The sequence below is a fragment of the Arthrobacter sp. UYEF36 genome, from assembly GCF_040547025.1.
Lineage (GTDB): Bacteria > Actinomycetota > Actinomycetes > Actinomycetales > Micrococcaceae > Arthrobacter.
In genome coordinates, this window is the sequence record NZ_JBEPOX010000006.1 from 161,594 (window position 1) to 187,138 (window position 25,545).

The following is a 25,545-nucleotide window of genomic DNA, read 5'->3' on the forward strand; positions in this document are numbered from 1 at the left end:
CCGTCAGGAGAATCATCATGGCTTGGACCCGGAATGAAATGGCTGCCATCGCGGCCGAAGAACTCAACGACGGCGATTACGTCAACCTCGGCATCGGCATCCCCACGCTGGTCGCCAACAACCTGCGCGAGGGCGTCCGCGTCGTGCTGCAGAGCGAGAACGGCCTGCTCGGCATGGGACCCTTCCCCTACGAGGGCGAGGAGGACGCGGACCTCATCAACGCAGGCAAGCAGACCGTCACGGTCCTGCCCGGCGGCAGCATCTTCGACTCCGCCGCCTCCTTCGGCATGATCCGCGGCGGGCATGTCAAGGTCGCCATCCTCGGCGCCATGCAGGTCTCCGGCGACGGCGACCTGGCCAACTGGACCATCCCCGGCAAGATGGTGAAGGGCATGGGCGGCGCCATGGACCTCGTCGCCGGCACCCCGCGCGTTGTGGTCCTCACCGAGCACAACGCCAAGGACGGCACCGCCAAGATCGTGAAGGAATGCACCCTGCCCCTCACCGGGCTGAGCTGCGTGGACCGCATCATCAGCGACCTCGCGGTGTTTGACCTCGTGAAGCATGAACAAGATACAGGCGGCGGCCGGCAGCTCACGCTGACCCGGCTCGCCCCGGGCGTCACCGTGGAGGAACTCCGCGGGAAAACCGAAGCCCACTTCGACATCGCCCCATCCCTCGACGCAACCCCCACCCTTGAAGGAGCCACAGCATGAGCCTGCGCGAACAGTTCGGCAAAGACGTCCTGCTGACCGGCTGGGGCCACAGCCGCTTCGGCAAACTCACGGACGAGACCCTGGAGTCCCTGATCGTCCAGGTCGCCACGGAGGCAATCGGCAACGCAGGGATCGAACCGGGCCAGATCGACGAAATCTACCTCGGCCAGTTCAACTCCGGCATGATGGCGCTGGCGTTCCCGTCCTCGCTGGCCCTGCAGGTCTCGGAGCAGCTGGCCAACGTCCCGTCCACCCGGGTCGAGAACGCCTGCGCCTCCGGGTCGGCTGCGTTCCAGCAGGGCACCAAGTCGCTGCTGGCCGGAACCGCCAGGACCGTCCTGGTGATCGGCGCCGAAAAGATGACGCACGCCGGGGCCGACGTGGTCGGGGCGGCACTGCTCGGCGCCGACTACGACATGGCCGGCAAGGCCTCCAGCACCGGCTTCACCGGGCTCTTTGCTGAGGTCGCCAAGCACTACGAGAAGCGGTACGGCCCGGTGTCGGACGTGCTGGGCACCATCGCCGCGAAGAACCACCGCAACGGCGTCGACAACCCCTACGCCCAGCTCCGCAAGGACCTCGGCGAGGAGTTCTGCCGGACTGTCTCGGACAAGAACCCGATGGTCGCCGACCCGCTGCGCCGCACCGACTGCTCGCCCGTGTCCGACGGCGCCGCCGCCGTCGTGCTGAGCGTCGCCCCCACCGGCGGGGCCACTGCCCCGGTCCGGCTCGCCGGCTTCGGCCACGCGAACGATTTCTTCCCCACTGAGCGCCGCGACCCTACGGCCTTCAACGCGACACGGGCCTCCTGGCAGCGCGCCCTGGGGATGGCCGGCGTCGGGCTCGAGGAGCTGGACTTCGCCGAGGTGCACGACTGCTTCACCATCGCCGAGCTGCTGATGTACGAGGCCATGGGACTGACCGAACCGGGGCAGGGAGCCCGTGCTGTCGAGGAAGGCTGGGTCTTCAAGGACGGCAAGCTGCCCATCAACGTCTCCGGCGGGCTCAAGGCCAAGGGCCACCCCGTGGGCGCCACCGGCGTCTCCCAGCACGTCATCGCCGCGATGCAGCTCACCGGCACCGCCGGCGGCATGCAGCTGCCCACGGCCCGCCGCGCTGCCGTGCAGAACATGGGCGGCGTTGGCATCGCCAACTACGTCAGCGTCCTCGAAGCCGTCTAGGAACACCAGCGCGGGGTCAGATGCGGTCCATCGACGCATCGGGGATGGACCGTACCTGACCCCGCGTTGGCTGTGGCGTGCGGGCCGTCGGGCGCGGTGGCCGCACAGAGGAACGGGCAGTGGTCACCGCTGTCTTTGATGCCGCGATTCCCATAGGATTTCAGCGGGCCACATGCATTTTCCGGCGACCGCCGGACCACAGGGAGGTGGCGATGCCGACAGGACCGCCCAGTGCATCGAGCAAATTCCGAGCGCCCGAGCCGGTTGGCCAGTGGGTTCACCGCACGCGGCTGACCGAGATGCTCCACTCGGACCGGAAACGGCGGCTTGCGTTGATTCACGCCCCGGCCGGTTTCGGCAAGTCGACCCTTGCCGCCCAATGGATGGAAAACCTCGCATCCCAGGGCCTCATCACCGTCTGGTTGTCCTTGGACCGGGACGACAACAACACCATCTGGTTCCTTTCCCACCTGCTCCAGGCAATCCGCAAAGCCAGGCCCGGGTTCGAGGAGGAACTGCAGCAGCTGCTGGAGGAGCGGCCCGCCGACGCCGAACAGTACGTGGTCCCCGCCCTGATCAATGCCATCGACGCGGGCGGCCAGGATATCGTCATCACCCTGGATGACTGGCACCTGGTCACGGAGCCCAGAACCAGGGCCGTCGTCGAACGGCTGCTGGATGCCGGCGGCTCACATCTGTCCTTCATCATCACCAGCCGCAACCGCTCGGGCCTGCCACTGGGCCGGCTGATGGTGCGGGACCAGCTACTCGAGGTGGACGCGGTCGCGCTGAGGTTCGATGAAACGGAATCCCAGGACTTCCTCGTCGGCATCAACCGGCTCGATCTGGACGCGGGAGACCTGGCCAGCCTCCACCGGACGACCGAGGGCTGGATCGCTGCTCTGCAACTGGTCTCCCTGTCCCTCCGGGACCACCGGGAGGCTTCAGAACTGATCGAACGGCTCTCGGGCCGGCACGCCTCCATTGGGGAATATCTGGCCGAAAACGTTCTCGACACCCTCGACCCCGAAACGCTGGATTTCCTCCTGATGACGTCGGTTCCGGAACGGCTGTGCGCGGGACTGGCGTCCGCCCTCTCGGGCGTGGAACTGGGCCAGGCCATGCTGGAGAAGATCCAGGCACAGGATCTTTTCCTGCAGCCCCTTGACGAGGACGGCACGTGGTACCGCTATCACCACCTCTTTGAGGATTACCTGCGCCGCCGCCTGGAGCGCGATTACCCGGGCCGGACCCAGGAACTGAACCTGACCGCTGCCCGCTGGTATTCGGAAAACGGATTCCCCAGCGACGCCGTGGACCATGCCCTCGCCGCCGGCGACGTTGAGCTTGCGGTGGAGATCGTGGAATTCCGCGCAATGTGGCTGGTGGAACACTCCAGCATGTCGACCCTGTTGGCTCTCGTCGGCAAGATCCCGGCTGGCCATGTGGCCGGGCAGGCCCGGCTCCAGACGGCGATAGCGTGGGCCCATACGCTGCTTCACCAGTCTTTAGCGGCGCAAAGTGCGCTGGACCGGGCCGAAGCCGTGATGCCCGCGGACGCGACCCTGACCGAACACGACCGCTTTGAACTCGGCGTTGAAGGGCTCGTTGTTCAGAGCTGCATCGACATGTACAGCGACAGAGTGAATCACGTGGATGAACTGGACGAAAAATGCTTCGCCCAGGCGGATCTGCTCCGGCCCTGGATCGTCTCAGTCGCAGCGAACGTCTCAACATTCAAGAAGATCCACGACGGCGAGTACCCTCTCGCTTTGGAACAACAGCGCTGGGCCGCGAAGTTTCATGGCCTCACTTCGGGCCCCTTCAGTGGCGTGTACGGGCAGTGCTTCGCGGGGCTTGCCGCCTACGCCCTGCTCGATCTGGACAGCGTGGACCAGCATTTCACGGCGGCGGTGGAACTCGGCCGGCGTAAAGCGGGGCGGTACTCGCATGCGGCGCGGCTGGCCGGAGCGATGATGGGCCAGCTCCTTTATGAACGCGGCGAACTCGATAAGGCCGAGAAGTTACTGGAAGAAACCCGCGAGCTGGGTTCCGAAGGCGGGGTGGTGGACTTCATGTTGTCCACGTACGCCACGCTGGCAAGAATCAAAGCACTCCGGGGGGACACTCCGCGGGCCCGGGAAATACTCGACGAAGGCGATCTGGTGGCCGACAGCCTCGGCCTGGACCGGCTCAAACTGGTCATGAATCTGGAACGCGTGCAGTTGGGAATCAGCCCCCGGCCCATCCACGCAGGACCCCACGGTGACGTACTGGGGGCGGCAGCTGCCCAGGAAGCGGCGGACGGCACGGGACCGCGGTTGGACGGGCTGGCCGAGACCAAGCACCAGATCCAGCTGGCCACGCTGCTGCGGACTGCCCTGGCTGACGCCGGGCAGGAGGGCCCGGACTCCCCCGGCAAACCGGACACGGTGGAAGGCGCCCGCCGCCTGCTCTCCCGTGCATCAGCCTATTTGGGGCCGAGGGCGGAACTTAATGCCCGTATCCTGCTGGCAGCCGCGCTGGAACAGGCGGGGAACCGCGCGGAAGCCGAAACGACGCTGTGGCCGGCCCTGGAGACGTGTTCCCGGCTGGGCCTGGTCCGGCCCGTGCTCGATGGCGGCGCGGGCTGCCTGGAGCTGGTGCGCGCGATTTCGGCCAGGCTCCGGCGCGGACCCGCCCCGGAGGGGGCCAGCCCCGAGTTACCGCGCTTCCTCAGTGTCCTCATCCGGCTGGATGCCCAGGCCAGGACCAACCGCGACGCCGCGTGGCCTGTGGAGGCGGCCGCTCCCACCACCGGCCCCGGCACCCTGTCCGTTCCGGAGCCGGGCTTGTCACAACGCGAACAAGCGATCCTGCGCCTGGTCGAGAAGGATCGGTCCAACCGCGAGATCGCCCAGGAGCTGCATCTGGGCATCGATACAGTCAAGTGGTATCTCAAGAGCCTGTTCAACACTCTCGGCGTCAGTGACCGAAGGGCCTGTGTGAGAGAGGCGCGACGCCGGCACCTGCTGCCGTCGAAGTGACCACGGGCAGTTACCCCAGGGTTTCCAGCCGGGCAAGGACGCCCTCCGGCGAAGCGGCGCTGGGGATCTCGCCCAGGTAGAAGTCCCCGGCGGGGAGTTCCACGTCCGGCTCCAGCCAGAACGCTGCAGGAATATAGGCGCCCACCGCAGCGTCGCCTTGCAGGCGAGCCTGGTCGTCGTCGAGCTGGCCCAGCGTCCAACGGTAGTTGCCGGCCAGATTGGCAATCGGGGTGTAGGCCGCCAGCGGCACGTGCACGCCGCGGGAGGCGCCAGCCGGCGTTCGGTTGTCCAGTAAGAGTCCCGCGATGGGCAGCCCCGCGAACGCCCGCAGCCAGTCGCTGACGTACATGGAGGCGTTCTCGGCATTGTCGGCGTCGAGGTCGCTGGCGTCGTCCGCGCCCGAGAAATGGTGCGTTTCCGTGAGCCAGGCCATCGGCGACGGGAAGCGCAGCACCACAGGCTGGCGGGCTGTCTTGGCGAACACGGTAACGAAGTCCAGCACCGCCTTGTTGAGGTCATCCTCAGCCAGCAACGTCTTCAGCGCGAAACCTGTCCGGGCCCGGGCCGCCATGGCGGTCTCGAGCCCGCTGTTGCCGGCGGATAAGTGGCCGTAGAGCCGGTCCAGGTCCAGGAGCGCCACGTCCGGGCGGAGCAGCCCCTGGGCCTGGGCGAAGAAAGCCGCGTAGGCGGTGGCGTTGTCCCAGGGGACGGGCCGGCCCCGAAGGATCACGGAAGCTGCGTACTCGTGGTGATCAAGCACCACGGCTTTCGGCCGCCCCGACGGAGGCGAGGCAACAACGTTGGCGAGGGTGGTGGCAGTGCTAGTGGTCATGACGACTTTCTCCAAACTTTGGCTGATAGAGGCCTTCAGCGCCGCACCGTCCGGGAGTGGGAGGATGCGGCGCTGAAGGATTCTTGAGTTGCTGCGTCCCGGACCGGGACGAGCCGCAACGGGCTAGGACTTGCGGTGGACAACTTCCCCGTGCTTAAGTTCGAGCTCGCGGATTCGGTCCTCCAGCGCGCTGATCTTGACTTCCCTGCGGTCCGGAAGCATGATCAGCGGCAGCTTGTCGATGGTCGCCTTGACCCGTTCCGGCCCGTTATTGGTGAAGTGGGTGGCAGTGAGCTCCTCCGTATCGTCGCCCCATGACCCGTAGTAGAGCAGGTCCTTCGGGGGCTCGGTTTTCACGTAGCCCTCAAGGAACTCCTTGTACGGCTTGCCGCGGGCGATCCGGGCCTGCCGTGAGTCGTGGCGCAACTGGGTGGTTGCCTCCTGGTCCACCACGAACGTCTCGGGATCCCAGACGACGCCATAGATGCTGGTAGCGACCTTCGGTGAAATACGGCCGAGTTCCAGGTCCTTGGCCACCGCTTCCGGATCCCGTTCCAGAACATCGCCGTACCCGCCGCCGGAGCCCTGGGCGATCATGTACATCTCGCCGTCCTTGGCCACGTCGAACTGCAGCCCCATATGGGAGGTGGTGTATTTACCGCCCTCGTAGGGCTGCTCGTTCATGATCCGTTCCATGGACAAATCGAATTTGCTGGAATCCTTGCGGATGACGTCGTAGATGTTGATGCCCTTGACCATGGCCAGCGGCGTCGTGCTGCAGCCGTAGCCGCCGAACATTCCGGTGACGGACGAGAACTTGGATCCCGAGGTCACGGTCATGAACCCCCACATCGGCGTTCCCTCGGCGGCAACGATCATCTCGTAGCCCATGCCGCCGCTGTTCTTGCCGAAGCCCTGGTTGTCACGGACGATCCGTTTGCTGACCAGCTGCATAAAAGGAACTTCCTCTTCCATGACTTCCTGTTCAGCAGTGTCGGCCATGGCACAGAACAACGGTGAGACGGCGTCTTCGCCGTCGCGGAATGCCTTGGCACCGCCGCCCATGCCGTTGAGGTCGGCACACAGGTTTCCGACCTGGTCGCCGTGCTGGGTCAGCCCTCCCCACAGGAAGGTGTTGATCTGGTTGAACCACGGAGCCAGGACATTGGAGAACTTCTCCGGGTTGGAGAACTGCATCTTGGCGAAGGCGGTCTGCAGGGCTGAGAATCCGCGGAACGACGCCTGCAGCGACTGCCCCATCGGCGCATCGTAACCAGCGTCGGCCCACGTGTGTTCATCCGAGATGATGTCGATGGGCGACATCGCCGACGTACAGCGGGGCAGGTCAGGCCACCAGAACGCCAGGATCGCCTGCATCATCATCGATTTGACCGAGCACAGCGGGGAGTTGATGGCCCGGTTGAGGATTTCGGGACCCGTCCCCCTCAGGTCCACCGTCATTTTGTCACCCTTGACCGTCACCTTGCAGGCGAACTTGATCAGGATGTTCTCCTTGAGCGTGGAGTCCATGAACTGGTTGAAGGACACGGTCCCGTCCGGCAGTTCACTGATGCGGCGCTTTACTTCCTGCTCCACGTCTTCAACGGTGACCCGCAGGGCCGCGACAAAGGTCTCCACGCCCACTTCGTCGATGATGCTGTCGACGCGTTCCTGGATGCGCTGGACGGCACCGATCTTGACCTTGAGGTCAGCCAGTTGCAGCTTGGGGTCGCGAACCGAGTGCTGCAGGAACGTCAGCAGGTCCCGGCGCAGATCGCCCTTCTCAACGATCTTGAACGGGGACATCCGGAGTCCGTCGTCGAACGGGGTCTCGGAGCCTGAGGGCATGCCGCCGGGCTCGCAGGCCCCGTTCTCGCCTTCGTGAATGGTCGCGGCCACCCAGGCGATGATCTTTCCCTCGCGGAAGATCGGCATGATCATGGACTGGTCCGTGTTGTGGACGTTTCCGTACCGGGCATCGTTGTGGATGAATCCATCGCCGGGGTTGATCCCCACCGTCGGCTCGTCCTTCCAGTACTTCATGATGTAGCGGATCGGGTGATGCAGGATCGCCGAGAATGCGATCACGCCGTGGCAGGACAGGTAGGTGACGTCCCCTTCGGCGGTGTAGATCGCCGTCGTCAGGTCCCCCCATTTGGCACCGGGAGCGGCACCCATGGCCTCGCACATTTCGTAGCCCTCATCCAGTGCGCCGGCAAGGCGCTTGCGGATGCGGTCCACTTTGATGGGGTCCACGCCCTTGGAGATGCACTCGTCCTCGTAGGCGGAACGCGAAGTGATCTGGTGGCTCCGCATGATGGCCGGGTCCGGGCCGAGGAAGAGGGTCGTTTCGTCCATGAATTGGTCCACCCACTGCTGCTCCTGGGCAGTCAGCGGCTGGGCTGCGTCTCCGGCTGACTCTCCGGCTGCGCCTGACGTGCTGTTTTCATTTGCTGTAAGCGTCATTGCTGTCGAGCTCCTTCAATGGGATGAGCTGGAAGGTCTGTTTGGGATCCGTGCGGCACGGGGTCAGTCTTTGAGGAACCACACGGCTCCCTGGGACGTCGGTTCCAGGCGCCATCCGGGTTCAACCAGGTACGTGGTGTTTTCCGTGGTGACGATGGCCGGGCCGTGGATGACGTGCTGGTGGTGGAGGGCCTCGGCGTCGTACACCGGGGTATCCACAGCTCCGTCGATCTTCACGAAGTGGACCTGCCGGGTCCCGACCGGGCTGGGCATGGTCCGGTCATGTCCGGAGTCGATCGAATCGAACTTGACCACGTCCCCGTCCACGTAGGAGGACACCCGCACGGTCTGTGCCCGGATGCCGGCCTCGGGAGCCTGGCTGCCGGAGCCGTAGCGCTTGCCATAGATATCCGAGAACGTCCGGATCAGGTGCAGCACATCGGCGACGCCGTTCACCCGGTTGATGTCGAAAACGACGGCCGTGGTCACCAGCTGATTGCCGTAGCGCATGTCCATTTCGAGGCTGTAACGGATGTCGGCGGCGTCGTAGCCCTGACGGATCAGGTCCTCCTTGCCCTTGGCTTCCAGCTCCTGGATGACACTGTTCAGCTCGTCATAGCTTCGATAGAGGCTGCGGTCCGTGGGGTTGTAGAGCACCACGTGGGAGCCGCGCTCGTGGATGTGGAGGGGTTTCATGTTGCCGGCGCCGCAGGCCGAAAATACCGAGGAAAACGGCGGCGCGAGGATCCTGCGGATGCCGGCGTGGTCGGCAATGCCGCAGGCGTGCAGGGGACCGTTGCCGCCATAGGCCAGCATGGTGAAGTCTTCCGGAAGGTATCCCCGGACCCGCAGTTCCTTTGCCATTCCGATCGCCATCTGCTCGTCGACCGCATTCTTGATGATCTTGGCAACCTGGATGGTATCCATGTTCAGGTCATCAGCGAGGACCTCGTCGATGGCGTAGACGGAACGCTTCTTGTTCAGCTTGATGAAGCCGTTCGCGTAGTTGTCCGGATCCAGGTATCCCAGGACCAGGTCAGCGTCCGTGACGGTAGGCCGGAGGCCGCCGCGGTCATAGCATGCGGGGCCCGGATCGGAGCCGGCGGATTCCGGCCCGATCTGGACCGCGTGGTGGATGCGGTCATAACTGGCAATCGAACCGCCACCCGCGCCCAACGTCAGCAGGTGGATCATGGGAACCGAGACCAGCCAGCGGCCGATGGTCGGCTGGAAGTCGTAGTGCTTGACGCCGCCTTCCGGGACCAGGCCGATGTCGAAGGACGTGCCGCCCATGTCCGTCGAAATCACGTTTCCCAGGCCGGTGCTGTGCGCCAGGTGCTGGGCAGCGCCCACGCCGGCGATAGGTCCGGAGTGGATGGTCTGCAGGGCGTCCGTCGAGTTGGACTGTGCCATACCGCCCGAGTTGTGGATGACAAGCATGGGCTTGTCGTAACCGGACGACCGCAGGTTGTTGGACAGCTGCCCCAGCGCGTGGAACATGATCTCGTGCAGGAACGCGTCCACGATCGTCGACGTCGCCCGGACGTACTCGCCTTTGCGGCCCGACACCTGGCTTCCCAGGAGGACGGGGATGGCCCCGAGTTCGTGGGCCGGGTACTCGTCCAGGATGATCTCCAGGATCTGCTGCTCATGGACCGGGTTCTCGGTGGAGTTGACCAGGGAGACCACGATCGCTTCCGCCCCGGCGTCCACGAGTTCGCGCACCTGGGCTCGGACATCGTCCTCCATCAGCGAAACGACCACCTTGCCGGCCGAGCTGATCCGCTCCTTGACCGACCGGATCAGGGCGCGCGGCACCAGCGGATCAGGGCGGGTGGCATCAGGCATGTTCTGCTGTTTGGAAGGGTCCAGTCCTTCGCCGTAGCCACGGCCGCGGGACAGCGGGATGGTGTCCTCGAAGCCGTGGGTGACCAGCGCCCCCACACGTGGGCCTTTGCCTTCGATCAGGGCGTTGGTGCCGAGTGTGGTGGCGTAGCGGACGGAATCGACTTCCTTCAGGACGAGGTCCCGGTCCAGTCCGGCGCGGGAGCAGGCGAGGTCGAGTGCTTCATTGAAGCCTTGGGCCAGGTTGTGGTGCGTTGTGAGCGCCTTTGCTTCAACGTACTGGTCTTCCCAGGCAAAAAAGCAGTCGGTAAATGTGCCGCCGATGTCGACGGAGATTCGTTTCATGACCAGTGGTCTCCTTTATTCCAAGTACTAGCTGAACGAATGGGGGGAATGGTTGTGGGTGTTGTATGAGCCGAGGGCCGGGGTGAAATCGGCAACCGCCTCTTCGCCGGGTCCGTAGTTGATGGCGACCTCAGGCTTGGTGCCCCGCTTGATCCATGTTTCGCGGAGCGAGTCGATGTCCCACAGCATGTCCACCGTCGGCGGGTGTCCCGGCGGGACGTACTCCGTTTCCAGCTGTGTTCCGCAACCCGGGCAGTAGAACTCGAGAATCCGGCAGAAAGTGGGGTCCGGAGCGAACGTGAATTCGTACTTCTCCGGGTCCAGGATCGACTGGTGGATTTCTGTGGGGTCCCGGTCGTAGACCAGCGTCCCCTCCTTGTAGTTGCCTCTGGCCTCGCCGAGGTCCTGGTTGCATACCTTGCAGTTCCACCGCTCGGTTTCGAGGTCGATGATCAGATATTCCGTCATTGGAATTCGCATTGCGTGTCTCACCTGTTTTCTGGCTGGTTGTGTGGGGTCACTTCTGGATGGTGTCTGTGAGCATGAGGTCACCGGAGACCGTCACGTCGAAGACCCAGCCATGCGGCACACGGGCCGTGAAGTAGGGGCCTTCGACGATTGCGGGGCCCGACGCCGATGCCCCGGCCGTTTGGCGGTCCAGTTCGAAGACGTGCACCTCATCCACCTTGTCCACGGCGGAGCGGACCTTTCGGGTGGAGGCGGCGACGGCGGGCGTCTTCGCCACGGATTCGGCCCGCCGGATCGATGCGTGCGGCAGTTCGTACCGGGCGGTCAGTGTCAGCATGGTGTTGTGTTCGCCGGTGCCCGGCTGCGGGTCCGAAGCCAGGTATGGCAACTCGGACACCAGCTGGCCGTCCGCGTCTTCCAGCACCACGTTCCATTCGAGCCGGCAGTCGTCAATTTCGTGGCCCTCCTGGAACATGTCCCGCGTTGCCCGGGCCAGCAGCGTCGCCTTGGTTGCGGCGAAGTTATCAGCGTCCATTCCCGCGACGTTCGCCTCGTAGGTCTGCGCAATGTCGGAAAAGCCGATTCCGAAGGCCGAGAAGACCGCGGCCATCTTGGGCACCAGGACCCGGCGAACACCTGCGATCCGCGCCGCGCCACAGGCGCTCATCGGTCCGGCACCTCCGAACGCAGCAACCGTGGTGGCGTCCACAGCCTCGACGTCGGCGGCAAAGGACTGCGACATGCGTTCGAAGTATGCGGCCTCCATCCGGATCAGTGCGTCGTTTAGGGTGACCCCCAAAGGTTCTGCGATGACTTCGGTGATCACTGCGCGGGAGCGTTCCGCGTCAAGACTGAAACCTCCATCGAGGTAGGTGTCCGGATCGAGCACGCCGAGAAGCAGATTGACGTCCGTGATGGTGGCCTGCTTGCCCCCAAAACCAAAACAAGCAGGACCCGGTGCGGCTCCGACGCTCTCGGGGCCGACCGTAATGACGCCGTCGCGAACGGCGATGACGGAACTGCCCCCCACGCCGCTGGAGTGGACGTTACTCATCTCGAATGAGACCGGAACTCCCTGAATGGAGCCTCTGCGATCCGTCGAGATGGTCGAATTCTTGACCGAGCCGACGTCCGTGGTGGTGCCGCCGACGTCGATCATCAGAACGTGCGCGAGTCCATACGCCTCCGAGAGCGCTTTGGTTCCTTCCAGCCCGCCGCGGGGGCCGGAAGAGTAGGTCTTCAACGCGACGGACTTGGCCACCCGTGACGAAGCTCCGTCGTTGCGGTAGATGAGGAGCGGGTTCTTGACCTTGTGGTCCCGCAGCCGGTGCTCGGTGTTGTAGAGGAACCGCTCCATGGTGGGATGCAGGAAGGAGTTGATGATTCCGGACCACACCCGGCGGGCCTGGACGGCGTCGGGCGTAAATTCCCAGGAGAACAACATGGGAACCGAGCCCAGCAGGTGGCGGGGGAACTTCCGGAGCAGAACGCCCTTGACGGCCTTCTCTTTAGTGCGGTCCGCCATGGCGATGACGAGCCGTGCGGCGCCGTCTGTCGTCAGCCGGTTGACATGCTTGACAATGTCCTGGGAGAGCTCCTCCAGGTCCTGTTCAGCGTTGATAACTGCCACCCGGGTGCCGACGAGATCTTCGAACAGCTCAGCTGCCGCCCCGCCGTTGCGGAGCTCGCCGGCCAGCGTGGTGCTGTCTGTGAGGATGCCGATCCGGGGACCCTTGCGCTCCACGAGGGCGTTAGTTCCCTGGGTGGTGGAGTACCGGATGTGACGGGTTGAGTGCAGCAGCCCGGGGAGATCCTCTTCGCCGAAGATTTCCTTGGAGGCTTTGGCCATGCCGTCGAAGAGACACTGGGAGAGGTCAAAGGGCGTCGTGAGGGTCTTCGTGAACGAAAAATTCTCACCGTCCCAGACACAAATATCGGTCAGCGTCCCACCGTTGTCGATGTTAATGAGCCGTTCCATTGATACTCCTTTGTATGTTGAGGCGCGGTGACACCAGCGGCGTATTCCTCAACTTGCGACTGTGATCCAAGCCACATTGAGGACTGGTCTCAGTGTGGCTCAGCGGCCGGAGTGGCCCGCAACCACCTGACCGGGTGGACTATTCGGGGCGTGGGCGACTACCCGGGTGGGTGGCGGAGTGGCTGATCCTGGATGAAGGCGGCCGCGCACGGCACCTGGCCTTCGGCCGGATCGACGTCCTCGACAACAATGTCGGCATCGCCAAAGTGGGCGGCGTCATGGCGCTGGCGCGTGGACGGCGGAATTTCGTTGGGGATCTGAGGCCGGCGGCAGGAGCAACGCGGGGTCAGATACGGCCGATGCCCGGGGGCATTATGGGCCGTATCTGACCCCGCGCTGTTCTCAGGCGTAGTTGTAAAAGCCGCGGCCGCTCTTGACCCCCAGCCAGCCCTTCTTGATGTATTCCTCCAGCATGGGGGCCGATTTGTTCTCAATCCCGGCCAGCGCGCAGTAGTGGTTCTCGATGTCCAGGACCGTGTCCAGGCCCACCTCGTCCATAAAGCGGAAAGGAGTGATCTCGGATTTGAAGAGGTCAGCGAACATGGCGTCCACGTCCCGCGGCTCCGCCACGCCCTCAGCCACGACCAGAAGCGATTCGCGCTTGATGGCTGCCCAGATCCTGTTGAAGATGAAGCCGGCACTCTGCTTGCGCACCCGGTGCGGGACCAGCGCGTACTTGGGCAGCTCGGCCAGGAGCAGGTCGATGATCCGCGGGTCGGTGTGGCCGCTGGACATCAGCTCCACCGAACGCACTTCCGGCGGCATGTAAAAGTGCATGTTCAGGACACGCTCCGGGCTGTTCACGCCGCCGATGAATTCGGAGGACGCGAACGAGGAAGAGTTACTGGCCAGCACGGCGTCCGGGGCTGCCAGCTGGTCAAGCTCAGCGAAGATTGCCTGCTTGAGGCCCAGCCTGTCAGGCACAGACTCGACCACGAGCCACGAATCCCGCAGGGCGTCCGCGAGATTGTCGCTCGCCGCGAGCCGGACCGCCGGACTGCCCCCGAGCTCTTCCACGGCGCGGTGGCGCTGGGTGGCGACGTACTCGAGCGCGGCTTTGGCTACCGCGAGGCTTGTGTCGTAGACACGCACTTCGGCGCCTTGGAGCGAAAGCATCAAGGCGATGCGCCGGCCCAATGTTCCGCCGCCGACGACGGTAAGGGGCCGGTCCGCGATGTTGGCGGGGAGCGTGTAACTCATGTCGATTCCTTTCAGGAGGCTGCCAGCGCCATGGCGGCCAGGTGGGTGCGGTTCGTGCTGGTGCCCTTGGCGATCAATACAAGGGCAGGGACAGCGGAAGCACAAGGACCGAATGCCGGGCGGCGCCGCCGGGAGACCCCCCGGCACTGATTCGCCCGTTGACACCCTCCTGAACAGGCGCCTCCACTGCCTCTTGAACAGGCTCTTGTTCTGCCACGGCGCGGGGGCTAGCGTGAAACGCATCAGCATCCGCCGCCGTCGAGGAGCCGTCATGGCCAGGTTCGTGCAGATCATCGAATTCCAGACCTCCCGCATCGAGGAAATCGAAGCGCTGGGCCGGCCGTCCAGGACCGAGGGAAGCACCCCACCCACCTTCCGGCGGATCCTTGCCAGCGCGGACCGCGACCGTCCCGGGACGTATCTCACCCTCGTCGAGTTCGATTCCTACGACTCGGCCATGCAGAACTCCGCGCGGCCTGAGACCTCCGAGTTCGCCGCTCGGATGGCGGCCCTCTGCGATGGGCCACCGGTGTTCCGCAACCTGGACGTGATGTGGGAGGACACCGGCAGCCCAACGGACCTTCCGTAGGGGCCCGCCATGGATTCTGCGCGTCCTGACCCGTCGGCCGGCAGTTCACCCGGAGGCCCCCTCGTGCTGGACCTCAGCGGGACGGGCACGGCCCCCCTGCGCCTGGTGGGCGGCAAGGCCCTGAACCTCGGCAGACTCCTGGCGGCCGGCTTGCCGGTGCCACGCGGGTTCTGCCTGACCACCGTCGCCTACGAACTGGCGGAACCACCCGGACTCGCTGCCCTCGCAGCCGAACTCGATGTGCCGGCATCCGGGGCAGGTACAGCGGCGCCCGGGGCAGCGGCATCCGGGGCAGCGCCGGGCACCTTAACGCCCGGCGTGGTGCCCGGGCGGGCCCGTGCACTGATCGCGGAAGCGCCGATCCCGCCCGAGGTGGATGCCGCCGTCCGCTCCGCGTACGCGGAGATGGGCGGAACCCTGCCGGTGGCCGTCCGCTCCTCCGCCACGGCGGAGGACCTGCCATTCGCCAGTTTCGCCGGCCAACAGGACTCCTACCTCGATGTCATCGGCGCCGACGCCGTGGTCGAGGCGGTCCGGCGCTGCTGGGCGTCGCTCTGGAGCGACCGGGCGGTGGCGTACCGGTCCTCCTACGGGATCAGCAACCGCGACGTGGGGCTCGCCGTCGTCGTCCAGGCCATGGTCGACGCCGCCACGGCCGGGGTGCTGTTCACCGCAAACCCCGTCACCGGGACCCGGACCGAGACGGTCATCAATGCCAGCACCGGCTCGGGGCAGGCCGTGGTCTCGGGGTCGGTCAACCCGGACCAGTTCGTGCTGGACACGGCTTCCGGCCGCCTCAGGCTTCGAACGCCGGGAGGAACGGACCCCGGACGCGGCCCGGTCCTGAGTGAGCCCCAGCTCCGGGACCTCACGGCGCTCGGAGACCGCGTCCAGCGCCTCCTCGGGGCGCCGCAGGACATCGAATGGGCGATCGACACCGCCGGCCGCATCTGGCTCACCCAGTCACGGCCGATCACCACGCTGTATCCGCTGCCCGAGCCCGCGCCCGAAGACGCCGGCTCCGGCGCCCCGGCCCCCACCCGGGTGTACCTGTGCGGCACCCTGTTCCAGGGGCTGACCCGGCCGATCACGCCGCTGGGGCTGGCTGTCCTCGAGCTGATGCGCAACAGCAAGGGACCCTGGCGGTATGTCAACCCCGGGATGCGGATGTACGTGGACCTGACGGCAGTGGTCCGCAACAAGTCCGGCCGCGCCTACCTGCTGCGGTTGCTTCCCCTGGCGGACGGCAGATCCGGTGCCGTCCTCCCGGCACTGCTCGAAGATCCGAGGTTTGGCATTGTCGACCACCCGTTCCTGGAGACCCTGCGCAGGCCCAAGGCCGGCCGCAGCATCCCGCCACCGCCCCGACGCACCGGCAGCACCGAAAAAACAGCCACCCTCAGCCTCTTCGCGGGGCTGTTTCCTGCCATGATCCGGGCCGCTATCCGGCCCGCCGCTGAGCTGCGGCGGGCGAAAAACTACGGCCGGGAGCTCGAATCCGAGCTCCGGCTGGCCGAGCCCGCCAGCTCCGCCCAGCGGCTCGAATACACCGAACAGATCCTGGGCCGCTCGGTTGATGGACTGATACGGGCCACCCTCCCGGGCCCGTCCGTTGGCTACATCATGCTGGCCGTGGCCCGACGGCTGCTGCGCGGCATCGCCCCACCCAGGGAGCTGGAAGCTGTGCTTCGCGGCCTTCCCCACAACATCACCACGGAGATGGACCTGGAACTCTGGCAGCTCGCCGTTTCCATCGGCGAGGACCCGGTGTCGCGCGGGGAATTCCTGGCGAAACAACCCGAGGTGTTGTCCGCCGAATATCTCGCCGGCACGCTGCCGCCACAGGCCCAGGCCGGGGTGCGTGGCTTCCTCGCCCGCTACGGCCACCGCGCCGTAGCGGAAATAGACCTCGGCATGCCCCGCTGGTCCGGGCAGCCCGACCACATCCTCGGCATGATCTCCAACTACCTCCGCGTCCAGGACCCGGAGCAGGCTCCCGACCGGCAGTTCGCCCGGGCAACCGAGCATGCGGAGGACAGGATCCGCAGCCTGGTGGAGCAGGCGCGGGCGCGGAGCCCCTGGCGCGCACGGGCGCTGGCCCTCAGCCTGCGCCGCGTGCGGCAACTGGCAGGACTGCGCGAACTGCCGAAGTTCTATATCGTGGCTGTGCTCGGCGAGATGCATCGGCAGCTGCTGCAGGTCGGCGCGGACATGGCCTCGGCCGGCACAATCGCCGCCTCCGATGACGTCTTCTTCCTCCACTTCGACGAAATCCGCGTGGGCCTGCGCGGCGCGGACCTGCACGGCATCGTCGCGGGCCGCCGTCAGCTGTACGACGTTGAACTGCGACGCCGGCGCATCCCGCGACTGCTGCTGTCCGACGGCACCGACGTCGAGGCCGCAATGATGGCGACGTCTCCGGCGTCCGGGGCCATGACCGGGACACCGGCGTCGGCAGGCACCGCCACCGGACGGGTCAGGGTGATCGTGGACCCGGTGGGCGCCCACCTGGAACCCGGCGAAATCCTGGTGGCCCCCTCGACGGACCCCGGCTGGACGCCGCTGTTCCTGACGGCCGGTGCGCTGGTCATGGAAATGGGCGGAGTGATATCCCACGGAGCCGTGGTGGCCCGTGAGTACGGCATCCCGGCCGTTGTGGGCGTCCCGGACGCCACCACCCGGCTGCGGACGGGCCAGACGGTCACCGTCGACGGCGCGGCGGGCACCATCCGCGAGGAGCCTTAATCCGGTCGTGCAGCGCCGTGATCCGGGGATGCCGCGCCGCCGCCCGCGCGCTCCGGGACAGGGCAGGCTGGCCTCACAGCTGTAGCACAGCTGTGCCAGATAGAATTGGCTCATGACCACACCGGCCCACCAGCCAACGCTGCACGAGTCGTCCTTGCAGCTGGCCCGGCACCGGCCGCAACAATCCGTCGGCACCTTCGCGCTGGCCCGTAAAGCGCGGAACGTCCTGCGGCGCGTTCCGGTGTGGACCTGGCGGGTGCTGATGCATTCGGTGAAGGCCAGCGAGAACTCCCGCTTCAACGTCGACCCGATTACCGGCGTCGAATACTTCCACGACATCGATTTCGTGGGCGATGGCATCCGGGCACACCGCCTCGACGTCATCACCCCTCAACCGTCCGGCGGCACCTCAGCAGCCGGCGCCGCATCTGCCGGCGCCGGCTCGACGGGGGCGCTGCCCGTCTACGTGTACTTCCACGGCGGCGGCTGGACTTCCGGGGACAAGGCCTCGCTGACCAAGTACTGCGCCAGCCAAGCCGAGGGCGGCATGGTGGTGGTCAACGTGAACTACCGGAAGGCTCCGCGTTTCCAGATGGCCCACGTCCTGGCGGACGCCAACGCCGCGCTGGCCTGGGTCCGGCAGAACATTGCGGGCTATGGCGGCGACGGATCGCGCATCGTGCTGGGCGGCGACTCCGCCGGCGGCCAGATCGCGGCGCTCCTGACCGCAGCCAGCTTCCGGCCGGAACTGGCGCGGCACCACGGCCTGACCCCGGCCGTACCGGCGTCGGACTTCAAGGGACTGGTCCAGCATTGCAGCGTGGTGGACTTCTCCGTTTTCTTCGACAAAGGCTTCGTGCTGAGCTTGAGCTTCATCCGGATGCTGCTGCCCGGGCTCCGTTCCGGTGGCAGGAACCGCGGCATCGGCGGGGGTATGCGCGGCGGCTTCGGGAGCAGGTTCACCGGCTCCGGTCCCAGCCGGCTTGAGGCCCTCCGCGAGGGCGCAGGATTCCTCTCGCCGATCGAATGGCTGGATTCCCGCTTCCCGCCGGTCTTCGTGACCACTTCGGAACGGGACTTCTTCTATGCCGCCAACATGAACTTCATTGCCCGGCTGCACGAACACTCCGTCCCCGTGGACAGCCTCATCTACGACTGGGACAACTCCAACACCGAGCACACCTGGCAGCAGAACTTCCGCTACCCGGAATCGCAGGAGGTCTACCGCCGGCTGCATGCCTTCGTGCGCACGGTGGCCTGAGGACCGCACGGGGCTATGTTTAGTCCATGGTGTCTGCCGACAGCAACGCACAAAGCGACCAGGAACCTGAGGGATTCGGGTCGGCGCTGGTTGACGAAGCCGCCCGCCGGGATGCCGCCCTGGGCGACGTGGACTGGGCTGCCCTGCCTGACGGTGCCGTGCGGGGCACCTTCGATGCCCCCAGTGGACCGCTCGCTACCCTGTCCATGGGTACGCCAGGGAATCCTCGGGTGCTTTTGATCCCCGGTGCCACCGGATCCAAGGAAGACTTCGTGCTGATGCTGCCCGGGCTCGCCGCGGCCGGGTATTTCGTCCTGAGTTGCGACATTGCCGGCCAGTACGAATCCGCCGCGGCGGGTCCGGAAAACCTCGCGCCTCCCCGCGCGCACTACGATTACGAGCTGTTCACGAACGATCTGCTCGCCATGCTCGACGCCGACGACGGGCCTGCGCACGTCGTCGGGTATTCCTTCGCTGCGATAGTCGCCCAGGTGGCCCTCTCCCGGCGGCCGGAGAAATTCCGCAGCCTCACCTTGCTCAGCTGCCCGCCCGAGCCCGGCCAGAGCTTCCGCGGCGTCCAGCGCATCGGACGGTTCAGCGGCTGGGTCAACCCGCGGGTCGGCGCCGCGCTGATGATCTGGGGCATCCGCGTCAACGTCGTGCGTGTCCTGCCAAACCGGATTCGGTTTGTGAACTACCGGTTCCGTTTTACCCGCCGGAGTTCCGTTCGCGACATCGTCGGGCTGATGCAGCACGCGCCGGATCTGAGAGCGGTACTGTCCGAGGCGGCGCTGCCGAAGTTCGTCGCCGTCGGCGAACACGACCTCTGGCCCCTTGCGCTGCACCGGCGCTTCGCGCAGCTCATCGGCGCGCGCATCGCGGTGTACCGGGGCGGCCACAGCCCGAGTGAGACCTCGCCGCACCAGATGAGCCGCGACCTGATCGAGCTCTACAGGTCAACCTAGCGCGGGTTGTCGCGTTCCCATTGACGGCGGCGGCGCCGCCGCCGGAACGGCCACTCCTGCTTGAACTCGACACTGAAAGTGGTCCACGCCATCGACAGGCGGCGGCCGACGGAGTGCCTGTCCGCCAGCGGCCGCGCGGAGACCTGCACGCGCAGTGTGGGGTCGCCGATCACTTTCACTTCGGGCGGGATCTGGTAGGAAATGTCCAGATCATCGTGGACCAGCGGATTGCCCCGATGCACGGAGCCCTTGATCCGGTCCCAGACGTCCGACCGCAGGGCGAAATTCGAGCCAAACAGCGGAGGATGTCCCAGCAGCTTTTCCATGGCCCAGAAATATCCGGGAATGTAGACACTCGTGCCCACCCACCGGGCGAACCGGGTTTCGCCGTAGAAGTCGGCAGGACCGGATACGGCGGACAGCGGGCCCGCGTGGTTCAGAATGGCTTCAACCCGTTCGAGCCAGTCCACGGGCGGGATCGAGTCCGTGTCCAGCCTGGCAATCAGCTCGGAGCGGGCCGCGTCGAATCCGTGCGCCGTAGAGGCGGCGATACCCGGGAGTTCGACGGTGATCCGCCGGGCCCCGGCGGCGGCGCAGACCTCCGCGGTGTTGTCCGTGCTGGCGTTGTCTATGACGACGATTTCATCAGCCGGACGGGTCTGCCGGGCGAGGGCGGCGAGGCAGACGGCGAGCATGTCAGCGTCGTTCCGGGTCGGGATAACCACCGAGATTGTTGTCATATTGCCCCGACTATAGTCCGGGGACGGGACGAAATGTCCCCGTTGGACTCTTGCACCAAGGCCCCCGGCCCCGTAGGTTGGGCAACAGCGGACGAATGTCTCCGCAGCCGTTGGCCTCCGGGCCGCCGGAGATCAGCAGCATTTCAGAAGGATATGGCATGGCTACAGGCACAGTTAAATGGTTCAACGCCGAAAAGGGTTTTGGCTTCATTGCCCCGGATGACGGGTCAGCCGACGTTTTCGCCCACTACTCGGCAATCGCCAGCAGCGGCTACCGCTCGCTGGACGAGAACCAGAAGGTAGAGTTCGACGTCACCCAGGGTCCGAAGGGCCCGCAGGCCGAGAACATCCGCCCGCTCTAAATACTCCGGATAGCAGCACCGGCCAGCCGGCCGCCATGCTTTCCCCAAGACCACAAACGCCCCCCTCGAGGATTCCTCGGGAGGGGCGTTTGTCGTGGGGTGCGCTTGTCGGGTGGGAGCGCAGGGTGGTAGGACGGCGGGGTGGAGGCCGGTGGGTTCGCGGCGGCCGTGCTTGCATAAACGCGAGCCGGTGTCTGCCTGGACGTTGCCTGCATGAACAAGTCAGGGCCGGCATGCAGAGGCTTTTTTAGTTGCGTGCATGTAGGTGATCTGACCTCCACTCCTCATCTCGAAAAAGCCATGCGCGTCAGAACAGGATCCTTAATAGCCAGGAAGTTTCTTACGCCGTCGTCAGCCATAGCTGAAGCTGGAACGCGACAAGGAGCGTTGGCCAAACCCGTATGACCACGGAATCTTCGTTTCAGGTCCCGGTCCTAACTCTGATCAGCGGAAGCCGGCCAATCCCGTCAGCTGGTCGAGCATGGTCCTCACAGGCAGTCCGCGCCCGGATTCAGGGGCATCGGGAACGTGCCAGTCCCCGATAGAAGGCGCCGGCAATACCCTTTTCGATTCTATTGAGAAGCAGGTATCAATCGGGCACCAATTAGGTATTGGAACTTTCCTAATATCCGTGGAAATGTGACGAAGGATACAAAAACCCACCTGCTGGAGGAGCCCGCGCATGTCCCACCTGTCCCCACTCAGAGCTGCGACCGGGGCGCCCCGGATTCGTACCGAACGCTCCGGGGCGGTTGCCGTGGTTACTCTCGATGACCCCGCCCGGCGCAACGTTCTTGATGGTGCACTCCGGGAAGGGCTCCGCACTACCTTGGCAGAACTGGCCGGGGATCCCGGGGTCGGCGCAATCGTACTTACCGGCGAAGGGGACTGCTTCAGCGCCGGGGGTGACCTCGCCTCGATGCCGCCGGAAACCCGCAGTGATGCCCTGGATCGGATGTCCGGCGTCGCCGCCCTGCTGCGTGAGATGACGCAGCTCGACAAGCCGGTGGTCGCCGCTGTGCGGGGTCCCGCCGCGGGCGTGGCAGTGGGGTTGGTATGCGCGTGCGACGTTGTGGTCGCCGGCGAAGGTGCCCGCATCCTGCTGCCGTTCACCCGGCTGGGCCTAATGCCCGACGGTGGTCTGGTGCATCTGCTTGCCGGGCGGGTCGGGACGGCACGTGCCCGGCGGCTCCTGCTTGAGGCAGCCGCCGTCGGCGCCCATGACGCCCTGGACTTCGGCCTGGTCGACGAGGTGGTGGCCGACGAGGACGTGCTAGCGGCGGCAGTCGGGCGCGCCGACGAGCTCGCACGGCGCGCTTCCCTCGCCGTCGCGGCCGTCAAGCAGGGCTTCCGGAGCGCGTCCAGTGGCCTGGAGGACGTCCTCACCTTCGAGGGGAGTCGACAGCCGCGATTATTCGAGACGGCCGACTTCCTCGAGGGCAGGAATGCGTTTTACGAGAAGCGCGAACCGCGGTTCACCGGCCGCTGACCGCGGCCGACCACCTATTCGAAAGGGCGCCATGAAAAAGGTGCACAGCATGATCCTCGCACTCGCTGCGATCCCGGTTATGACCTTGACGGGCTGCGCTGGCGCAGCGCCCGGGCAGGCACCGGGTCCAAACGCTCTGCCGCAACAAATGGTGTGGTCCACCTACAACGTGGGAACCGGAACCTACAACGACCTCGCCGCCATCGCCAACACCCTCACCAGCGAGGAGGGCGTGCAGGTCCGGCTAATGACGGCCGATACCGGCATTGGACGGCTCGCGCCACTGGTGAACGGAACCGTGGACTACGCACGTACCGGCGACGAGTACTTCTACGCCTTCGAAGGGAACTACGAGTACGCCAATCCCGAGTGGGGACCCCAGGATATCCGCATGGTCTGGGCCCCGCTGGGCAACTACGGGTTGTTGGTGCGCGAGGACAGCGGGATCGATTCGTACGAAGACCTGAAAGGCAAACGCTTCCCGAAACTGACCGCGAACACGTCGATCAATAACAAGATGGAGGGCTTCCTCAACTACGGGGCACTGACGTGGAACGACGTTCAACAGGTCCCCATTTCCTACGGTGAGCAGATAGCCGGCCTTGAAGCCGGCCAGATCGACGCCCTCTACCAGAATGTCGTCGGATCCAACATCGAGGAGCTGTCCAGCAAGACCGGCGTCAAATGGTTGAGCTTCGATGATCCGGACCCGGCCCGCTACGAAACCTGGAAAGAACTGGCCCCCATGGTCCAGATAGCTGAAGTCACCGATGGTGCCGGGATGGACAAGGGTGAGGGGGCGCGGGTGTTGGAGTACACGATTCCTCTCACCACCTTGGGCTCACGCGACGCGGACGAGGTTTACAGAGTGGTCAAGGCTATTGACGAGAACTTCGACGACTACAAGGGGAGGACCCCGGACGCGAAGCGGTTCAGCTTCGACGACGTCCTGAAGGAGCCGCTGGTGGTCCCGTTCCACGAGGGAACGGTTCGGTACTTCAAGGAGCGCGGCGCTTGGAGCGAGGAGCTCGAAAGGAAGAACAACGAGCTCATCGAGCGCGGCGAGAACATGCGCAAGGCCTGGCCCGGGGTCGTCGACTCGTCCTCCAAGCGGGACCTTGCTGAGAACTGGAAGAACTGGAAGAAGACCGGGCTGGACGGGGAGTCCACCACCGAGCCCAATGAGGGGACCAAACCATGAGAACTGAGACACGGATCACGCCTTTCTGGCGGGTGGCCGTAATCGCGCTGACCGTCGTGGGCGTGCTGCTGGCCATGAACCAAGTGTTCTTCTGGAATTTGTTCGGGCTCTCCCTGCTGACGAACTCCTACCTGTATCTGGTGCTGGCGTGCTTTCTGCCGGTCGTATTCATCGTCAATCCGCTGCGCAAGACTCCCCTGACGGAGGAAATCGAAGCCACCCAGGAGGACGATGCGCAGCCGGCAGCCCCGGCGCGCGGCTCCTCCGTGCGCTGGTACGACATCATACTGATGCTCATATCGGCTGGGGTGTGCCTGTACTTCGCATTCAACGGCACACAGATCAAGAACTTCGGCTGGGAGTACATGGCTCCCGCCCCTGCCACTGTCGCAGCCTTCGTGTTGTGGGCGGTCGTTCTCGAGGTGCTGCGCCGCACCGGCGGACTCGCGGTGACGGTGATAGCGCTCGTCTTCTCCATCTACCCGCTCTTCGCCGAGTACCTGCCGGTCGGTGTGCTGCAGGGCGTAACTTATGACCTGCCAACGCTGGCGCAGGTGCACGCGATGGGCGCAGAAAGCATCCTGGGCCTGCCCATCCAGACGGCCGCGACAATCCTCGTGGGCTTCCTGATCTTCGGCGTAGCCCTGCAGCACACCGGTGGCGCGGACTTCTTCCACAATTTCGCGATGTCGATCTTCGGACGGTACCGGGGCGGGGCCGCCAAGGTGGCAGTCGCAAGCAGTGCCGCCATGGGCATGATGAGCGGCAGTGCCGTGTCCAACGTGCTCACTACCGGCCCCATGACCATCCCCGCCATGAAGCGTTCAGGGTTCAGCTCCACGTACGCCGGAGGGATCGAGGCCACGGCCTCCTCCGGAGGGTCCATCACACCGCCAATCATGGGCACTGCGGCGTTCCTCATGGTTTCCTTCGTCGGCGTGCCCTACACCGAGATCCTGATCGCCGCGATTATCCCGGCGTTCCTGTACTTCCTGGGCATCTTCCTGCAGATCGACGGGTACGCCGCCCGCAAGGGGCTCCGGGGCGTGCCGGTCGCTCAGCTGCCGCGGGCCAGGGCCGCCCTTCTGACCGGCTGGCCCTACATCGTTGCCCTCGTGCTGCTGACCAGCCTGCTGTTCGTCATGAACTCCGAAACCCAGGTGCCCTACTTCGTGATCGCTGTTTTGCTCATCGTGGCCGTGCTGAGGCGCAACCAACGATTTGGTCTCCGCGAGTTCACCGACTTCCTCGTGGACTCCGGCAAGACCCTCAGCAACATCATCGGCATCATCGCCGGTGTCGGGCTGATCGTCGGGGGCCTGACGGCCACAGGTGTCAGCTTGTCCCTGGCCCGGGAGCTCGTCGCCCTGGTTGGTGACAATGTGGTTCTCATCCTCATTGCCGGCGCAGTGACCTGCTTCATCTTAGGGATGGGCATGACCATCTCGGCGGCTTACGTCTTCCTGGCCATCGTCATGGTCCCGGCAGTGGTTGACCTGGGTGTGAACCCCCTCGCAGCACATCTGTTCGTCATCTACTGGGCTTCTGTCTCCTACATCACCCCGCCGGTGGGCTTGGCCGCATTCGCCGCTGCCGGGCTGGCTAAGGCGCCGCCGATGGCCACGAGCTTCGCGGCCATGCGCCTGGGCGCTGTGAAGTACATCGTCCCCTTCGGTTTTGCGCTAAATCCGGCCCTGGTGGCCCAGGACGCACCCGGGAAGATCCTGCTCGCCTTTGTGCTCAGCATCGTCGGGGTATATGCCCTGGCTTCCGCCCTCGAGGGCTGGGTGGTCGGCTTCGACCGGCCGATGCGCCCATGGTTCCGGGTCACCGCGGGCATCGGCGGCTTCCTTTTATTCCTGCCGATGACGCTGTCCGCTGTCGCCGGTCTGGCGCTCGTGGCCGTGAGCGTCGCGCTCACCTTCGTGACCACCAAGCGCCCCATCCCGGGCAGCGGCGCCAAAGGCCCCGTCCCTGCCGGTGGTGCCACAGCGGACAGCAAACAGAGTGTTGGCGCAACCCGCTGACAGTAAACAGGGCAGGGCAGACGGGGGACCCCGAAGACCTGCCCCACCC

Annotated in this window: 19 protein-coding genes; 12 read left to right on the forward strand and 7 right to left on the reverse strand. The window is 65.4% G+C overall.

Annotation, left to right across the window (positions count from 1 at the left end):
• The first annotated feature begins 17 nt into the window (after positions 1–17).
• From ABIB29_RS11085 to ABIB29_RS11095, 3 genes are all read left to right on the forward strand, one after another.
• Positions 18–716: a CoA transferase subunit B gene (locus ABIB29_RS11085; RefSeq protein ID WP_354172719.1), complete on the forward strand. Its 699-nt coding sequence runs from the start codon at positions 18–20 to the stop codon at positions 714–716.
• Entirely contained in the window at positions 713–1,897 is a 1,185-nt protein-coding gene (locus ABIB29_RS11090) for an acetyl-CoA acetyltransferase (protein ID WP_354172722.1), read from the forward strand. The genes ABIB29_RS11085 and ABIB29_RS11090 overlap by 4 nt, the downstream gene beginning before the upstream one ends.
• Before the next feature lie 383 nt (positions 1,898–2,280).
• Positions 2,281–4,923, forward strand: coding sequence for a helix-turn-helix transcriptional regulator (locus tag ABIB29_RS11095; RefSeq protein WP_354172724.1), 2,643 nt, complete (start codon positions 2,281–2,283; stop codon positions 4,921–4,923).
• A 10-nt stretch (positions 4,924–4,933) separates the two neighbouring features.
• On the opposite strand, the gene ABIB29_RS11100 is transcribed toward ABIB29_RS11095, so the two are convergent.
• The 5 genes from ABIB29_RS11100 to ABIB29_RS11120 all read right to left on the reverse strand — a co-directional run bounded on the left by ABIB29_RS11100 (position 4,934) and on the right by ABIB29_RS11120 (position 12,857).
• Complete coding sequence (locus ABIB29_RS11100) at positions 4,934–5,755, reverse strand: hypothetical protein (protein WP_354172726.1); 822 nt, start codon at positions 5,753–5,755, stop codon at positions 4,934–4,936.
• A gap of 123 nt (positions 5,756–5,878) precedes the next feature.
• Positions 5,879–8,221, reverse strand: a complete 2,343-nt coding sequence (locus tag ABIB29_RS11105) for a hydantoinase B/oxoprolinase family protein (protein WP_354172728.1) — start codon at positions 8,219–8,221, stop codon at positions 5,879–5,881.
• 63 nt (positions 8,222–8,284) lie between these two features.
• Positions 8,285–10,411: a hydantoinase/oxoprolinase family protein gene (locus tag ABIB29_RS11110; protein ID WP_354172730.1), complete on the reverse strand. Its 2,127-nt coding sequence runs from the start codon at positions 10,409–10,411 to the stop codon at positions 8,285–8,287.
• 27 nt (positions 10,412–10,438) lie between these two features.
• Positions 10,439–10,891, reverse strand: a complete 453-nt coding sequence (locus ABIB29_RS11115; RefSeq protein WP_354172732.1) for an acetone carboxylase subunit gamma — start codon at positions 10,889–10,891, stop codon at positions 10,439–10,441.
• A gap of 37 nt (positions 10,892–10,928) precedes the next feature.
• Positions 10,929–12,857, reverse strand: a complete 1,929-nt coding sequence (locus ABIB29_RS11120) for a hydantoinase/oxoprolinase family protein (RefSeq protein WP_354172733.1) — start codon at positions 12,855–12,857, stop codon at positions 10,929–10,931.
• Between the two features lie 170 nt (positions 12,858–13,027).
• Between ABIB29_RS11120 and ABIB29_RS11125 the strand changes: the two genes are divergently transcribed.
• On the forward strand, positions 13,028–13,246 hold the full coding sequence (locus ABIB29_RS11125) for a hypothetical protein (RefSeq protein WP_354172735.1): 219 nt from the start codon (positions 13,028–13,030) through the stop codon (positions 13,244–13,246).
• 13 nt (positions 13,247–13,259) lie between these two features.
• On the opposite strand, the gene ABIB29_RS11130 is transcribed toward ABIB29_RS11125, so the two are convergent.
• On the reverse strand, positions 13,260–14,117 hold the full coding sequence (locus ABIB29_RS11130; protein ID WP_354172737.1) for a 3-hydroxyacyl-CoA dehydrogenase family protein: 858 nt from the start codon (positions 14,115–14,117) through the stop codon (positions 13,260–13,262).
• 271 nt (positions 14,118–14,388) lie between these two features.
• Between ABIB29_RS11130 and ABIB29_RS11135 the strand changes: the two genes are divergently transcribed.
• The 4 genes from ABIB29_RS11135 to ABIB29_RS11150 all read left to right on the forward strand — a co-directional run bounded on the left by ABIB29_RS11135 (position 14,389) and on the right by ABIB29_RS11150 (position 19,677).
• Positions 14,389–14,706, forward strand: coding sequence for an NIPSNAP family protein (locus ABIB29_RS11135; protein WP_354172739.1), 318 nt, complete (start codon positions 14,389–14,391; stop codon positions 14,704–14,706).
• A 9-nt stretch (positions 14,707–14,715) separates the two neighbouring features.
• A complete protein-coding gene (locus tag ABIB29_RS11140) occupies positions 14,716–17,451 on the forward strand; it encodes a PEP/pyruvate-binding domain-containing protein (protein ID WP_354172741.1) in 2,736 nt (911 codons plus the stop codon).
• Positions 17,452–17,563: 112 nt separating this feature from the next.
• A complete protein-coding gene (locus tag ABIB29_RS11145) occupies positions 17,564–18,712 on the forward strand; it encodes an alpha/beta hydrolase (protein WP_354172743.1) in 1,149 nt (382 codons plus the stop codon).
• Between the two features lie 26 nt (positions 18,713–18,738).
• On the forward strand, positions 18,739–19,677 hold the full coding sequence (locus ABIB29_RS11150; protein ID WP_354172744.1) for an alpha/beta fold hydrolase: 939 nt from the start codon (positions 18,739–18,741) through the stop codon (positions 19,675–19,677).
• Here the strand turns inward: ABIB29_RS11150 and ABIB29_RS11155 are convergent.
• Entirely contained in the window at positions 19,674–20,417 is a 744-nt protein-coding gene (locus tag ABIB29_RS11155; protein ID WP_354172746.1) for a glycosyltransferase family 2 protein, read from the reverse strand. The two genes, ABIB29_RS11150 and ABIB29_RS11155, sit on opposite strands and share 4 nt — an antisense overlap.
• 158 nt (positions 20,418–20,575) lie before the next feature.
• On the opposite strand from ABIB29_RS11155, the gene ABIB29_RS11160 reads away from it, so the two are divergent.
• From ABIB29_RS11160 to ABIB29_RS11175, 4 genes are all read left to right on the forward strand, one after another.
• Positions 20,576–20,779 carry a cold-shock protein gene (locus ABIB29_RS11160; protein ID WP_013599688.1) on the forward strand — a complete coding sequence of 68 codons (204 nt, stop codon included), beginning with the start codon at positions 20,576–20,578 and terminating at the stop codon, positions 20,777–20,779.
• A 682-nt stretch (positions 20,780–21,461) separates the two neighbouring features.
• Positions 21,462–22,268 carry an enoyl-CoA hydratase/isomerase family protein gene (locus ABIB29_RS11165; protein WP_354172748.1) on the forward strand — a complete coding sequence of 269 codons (807 nt, stop codon included), beginning with the start codon at positions 21,462–21,464 and terminating at the stop codon, positions 22,266–22,268.
• 31 nt (positions 22,269–22,299) lie between these two features.
• Positions 22,300–23,469, forward strand: coding sequence for a TAXI family TRAP transporter solute-binding subunit (locus tag ABIB29_RS11170; protein WP_354172749.1), 1,170 nt, complete (start codon positions 22,300–22,302; stop codon positions 23,467–23,469).
• Positions 23,466–25,496 (forward strand): TRAP transporter permease, encoded by a 2,031-nt coding sequence (locus ABIB29_RS11175; protein ID WP_354172751.1) that lies wholly within the window; start codon positions 23,466–23,468, stop codon positions 25,494–25,496. The genes ABIB29_RS11170 and ABIB29_RS11175 overlap by 4 nt, the downstream gene beginning before the upstream one ends.
• Positions 25,497–25,545 lie beyond the last annotated feature (49 nt).

Coding starts and splice junctions, on each gene's coding strand:
- ABIB29_RS11120 (WP_354172733.1), bottom strand. CDS start 12,857: ATGGAACGGCTCATTAACATCGACAACGGTGGGACGCTGACCGATATT.
- ABIB29_RS11100 (WP_354172726.1), bottom strand. CDS start 5,755: ATGACCACTAGCACTGCCACCACCCTCGCCAACGTTGTTGCCTCGCCT.
- ABIB29_RS11105 (WP_354172728.1), bottom strand. CDS start 8,221: ATGACGCTTACAGCAAATGAAAACAGCACGTCAGGCGCAGCCGGAGAG.
- ABIB29_RS11140 (WP_354172741.1), top strand. CDS start 14,716: ATGGATTCTGCGCGTCCTGACCCGTCGGCCGGCAGTTCACCCGGAGGC.
- ABIB29_RS11145 (WP_354172743.1), top strand. CDS start 17,564: ATGACCACACCGGCCCACCAGCCAACGCTGCACGAGTCGTCCTTGCAG.
- ABIB29_RS11150 (WP_354172744.1), top strand. CDS start 18,739: ATGGTGTCTGCCGACAGCAACGCACAAAGCGACCAGGAACCTGAGGGA.
- ABIB29_RS11095 (WP_354172724.1), top strand. CDS start 2,281: ATGGAAAACCTCGCATCCCAGGGCCTCATCACCGTCTGGTTGTCCTTG.
- ABIB29_RS11090 (WP_354172722.1), top strand. CDS start 713: ATGAGCCTGCGCGAACAGTTCGGCAAAGACGTCCTGCTGACCGGCTGG.
- ABIB29_RS11130 (WP_354172737.1), bottom strand. CDS start 14,117: ATGAGTTACACGCTCCCCGCCAACATCGCGGACCGGCCCCTTACCGTC.
- ABIB29_RS11135 (WP_354172739.1), top strand. CDS start 14,389: ATGGCCAGGTTCGTGCAGATCATCGAATTCCAGACCTCCCGCATCGAG.
- ABIB29_RS11160 (WP_013599688.1), top strand. CDS start 20,576: ATGGCTACAGGCACAGTTAAATGGTTCAACGCCGAAAAGGGTTTTGGC.
- ABIB29_RS11155 (WP_354172746.1), bottom strand. CDS start 20,417: ATGACAACAATCTCGGTGGTTATCCCGACCCGGAACGACGCTGACATG.
- ABIB29_RS11110 (WP_354172730.1), bottom strand. CDS start 10,411: ATGAAACGAATCTCCGTCGACATCGGCGGCACATTTACCGACTGCTTT.
- ABIB29_RS11175 (WP_354172751.1), top strand. CDS start 23,466: ATGAGAACTGAGACACGGATCACGCCTTTCTGGCGGGTGGCCGTAATC.
- ABIB29_RS11115 (WP_354172732.1), bottom strand. CDS start 10,891: ATGCGAATTCCAATGACGGAATATCTGATCATCGACCTCGAAACCGAG.
- ABIB29_RS11170 (WP_354172749.1), top strand. CDS start 22,300: ATGAAAAAGGTGCACAGCATGATCCTCGCACTCGCTGCGATCCCGGTT.
- ABIB29_RS11165 (WP_354172748.1), top strand. CDS start 21,462: ATGTCCCACCTGTCCCCACTCAGAGCTGCGACCGGGGCGCCCCGGATT.
- ABIB29_RS11085 (WP_354172719.1), top strand. CDS start 18: ATGGCTTGGACCCGGAATGAAATGGCTGCCATCGCGGCCGAAGAACTC.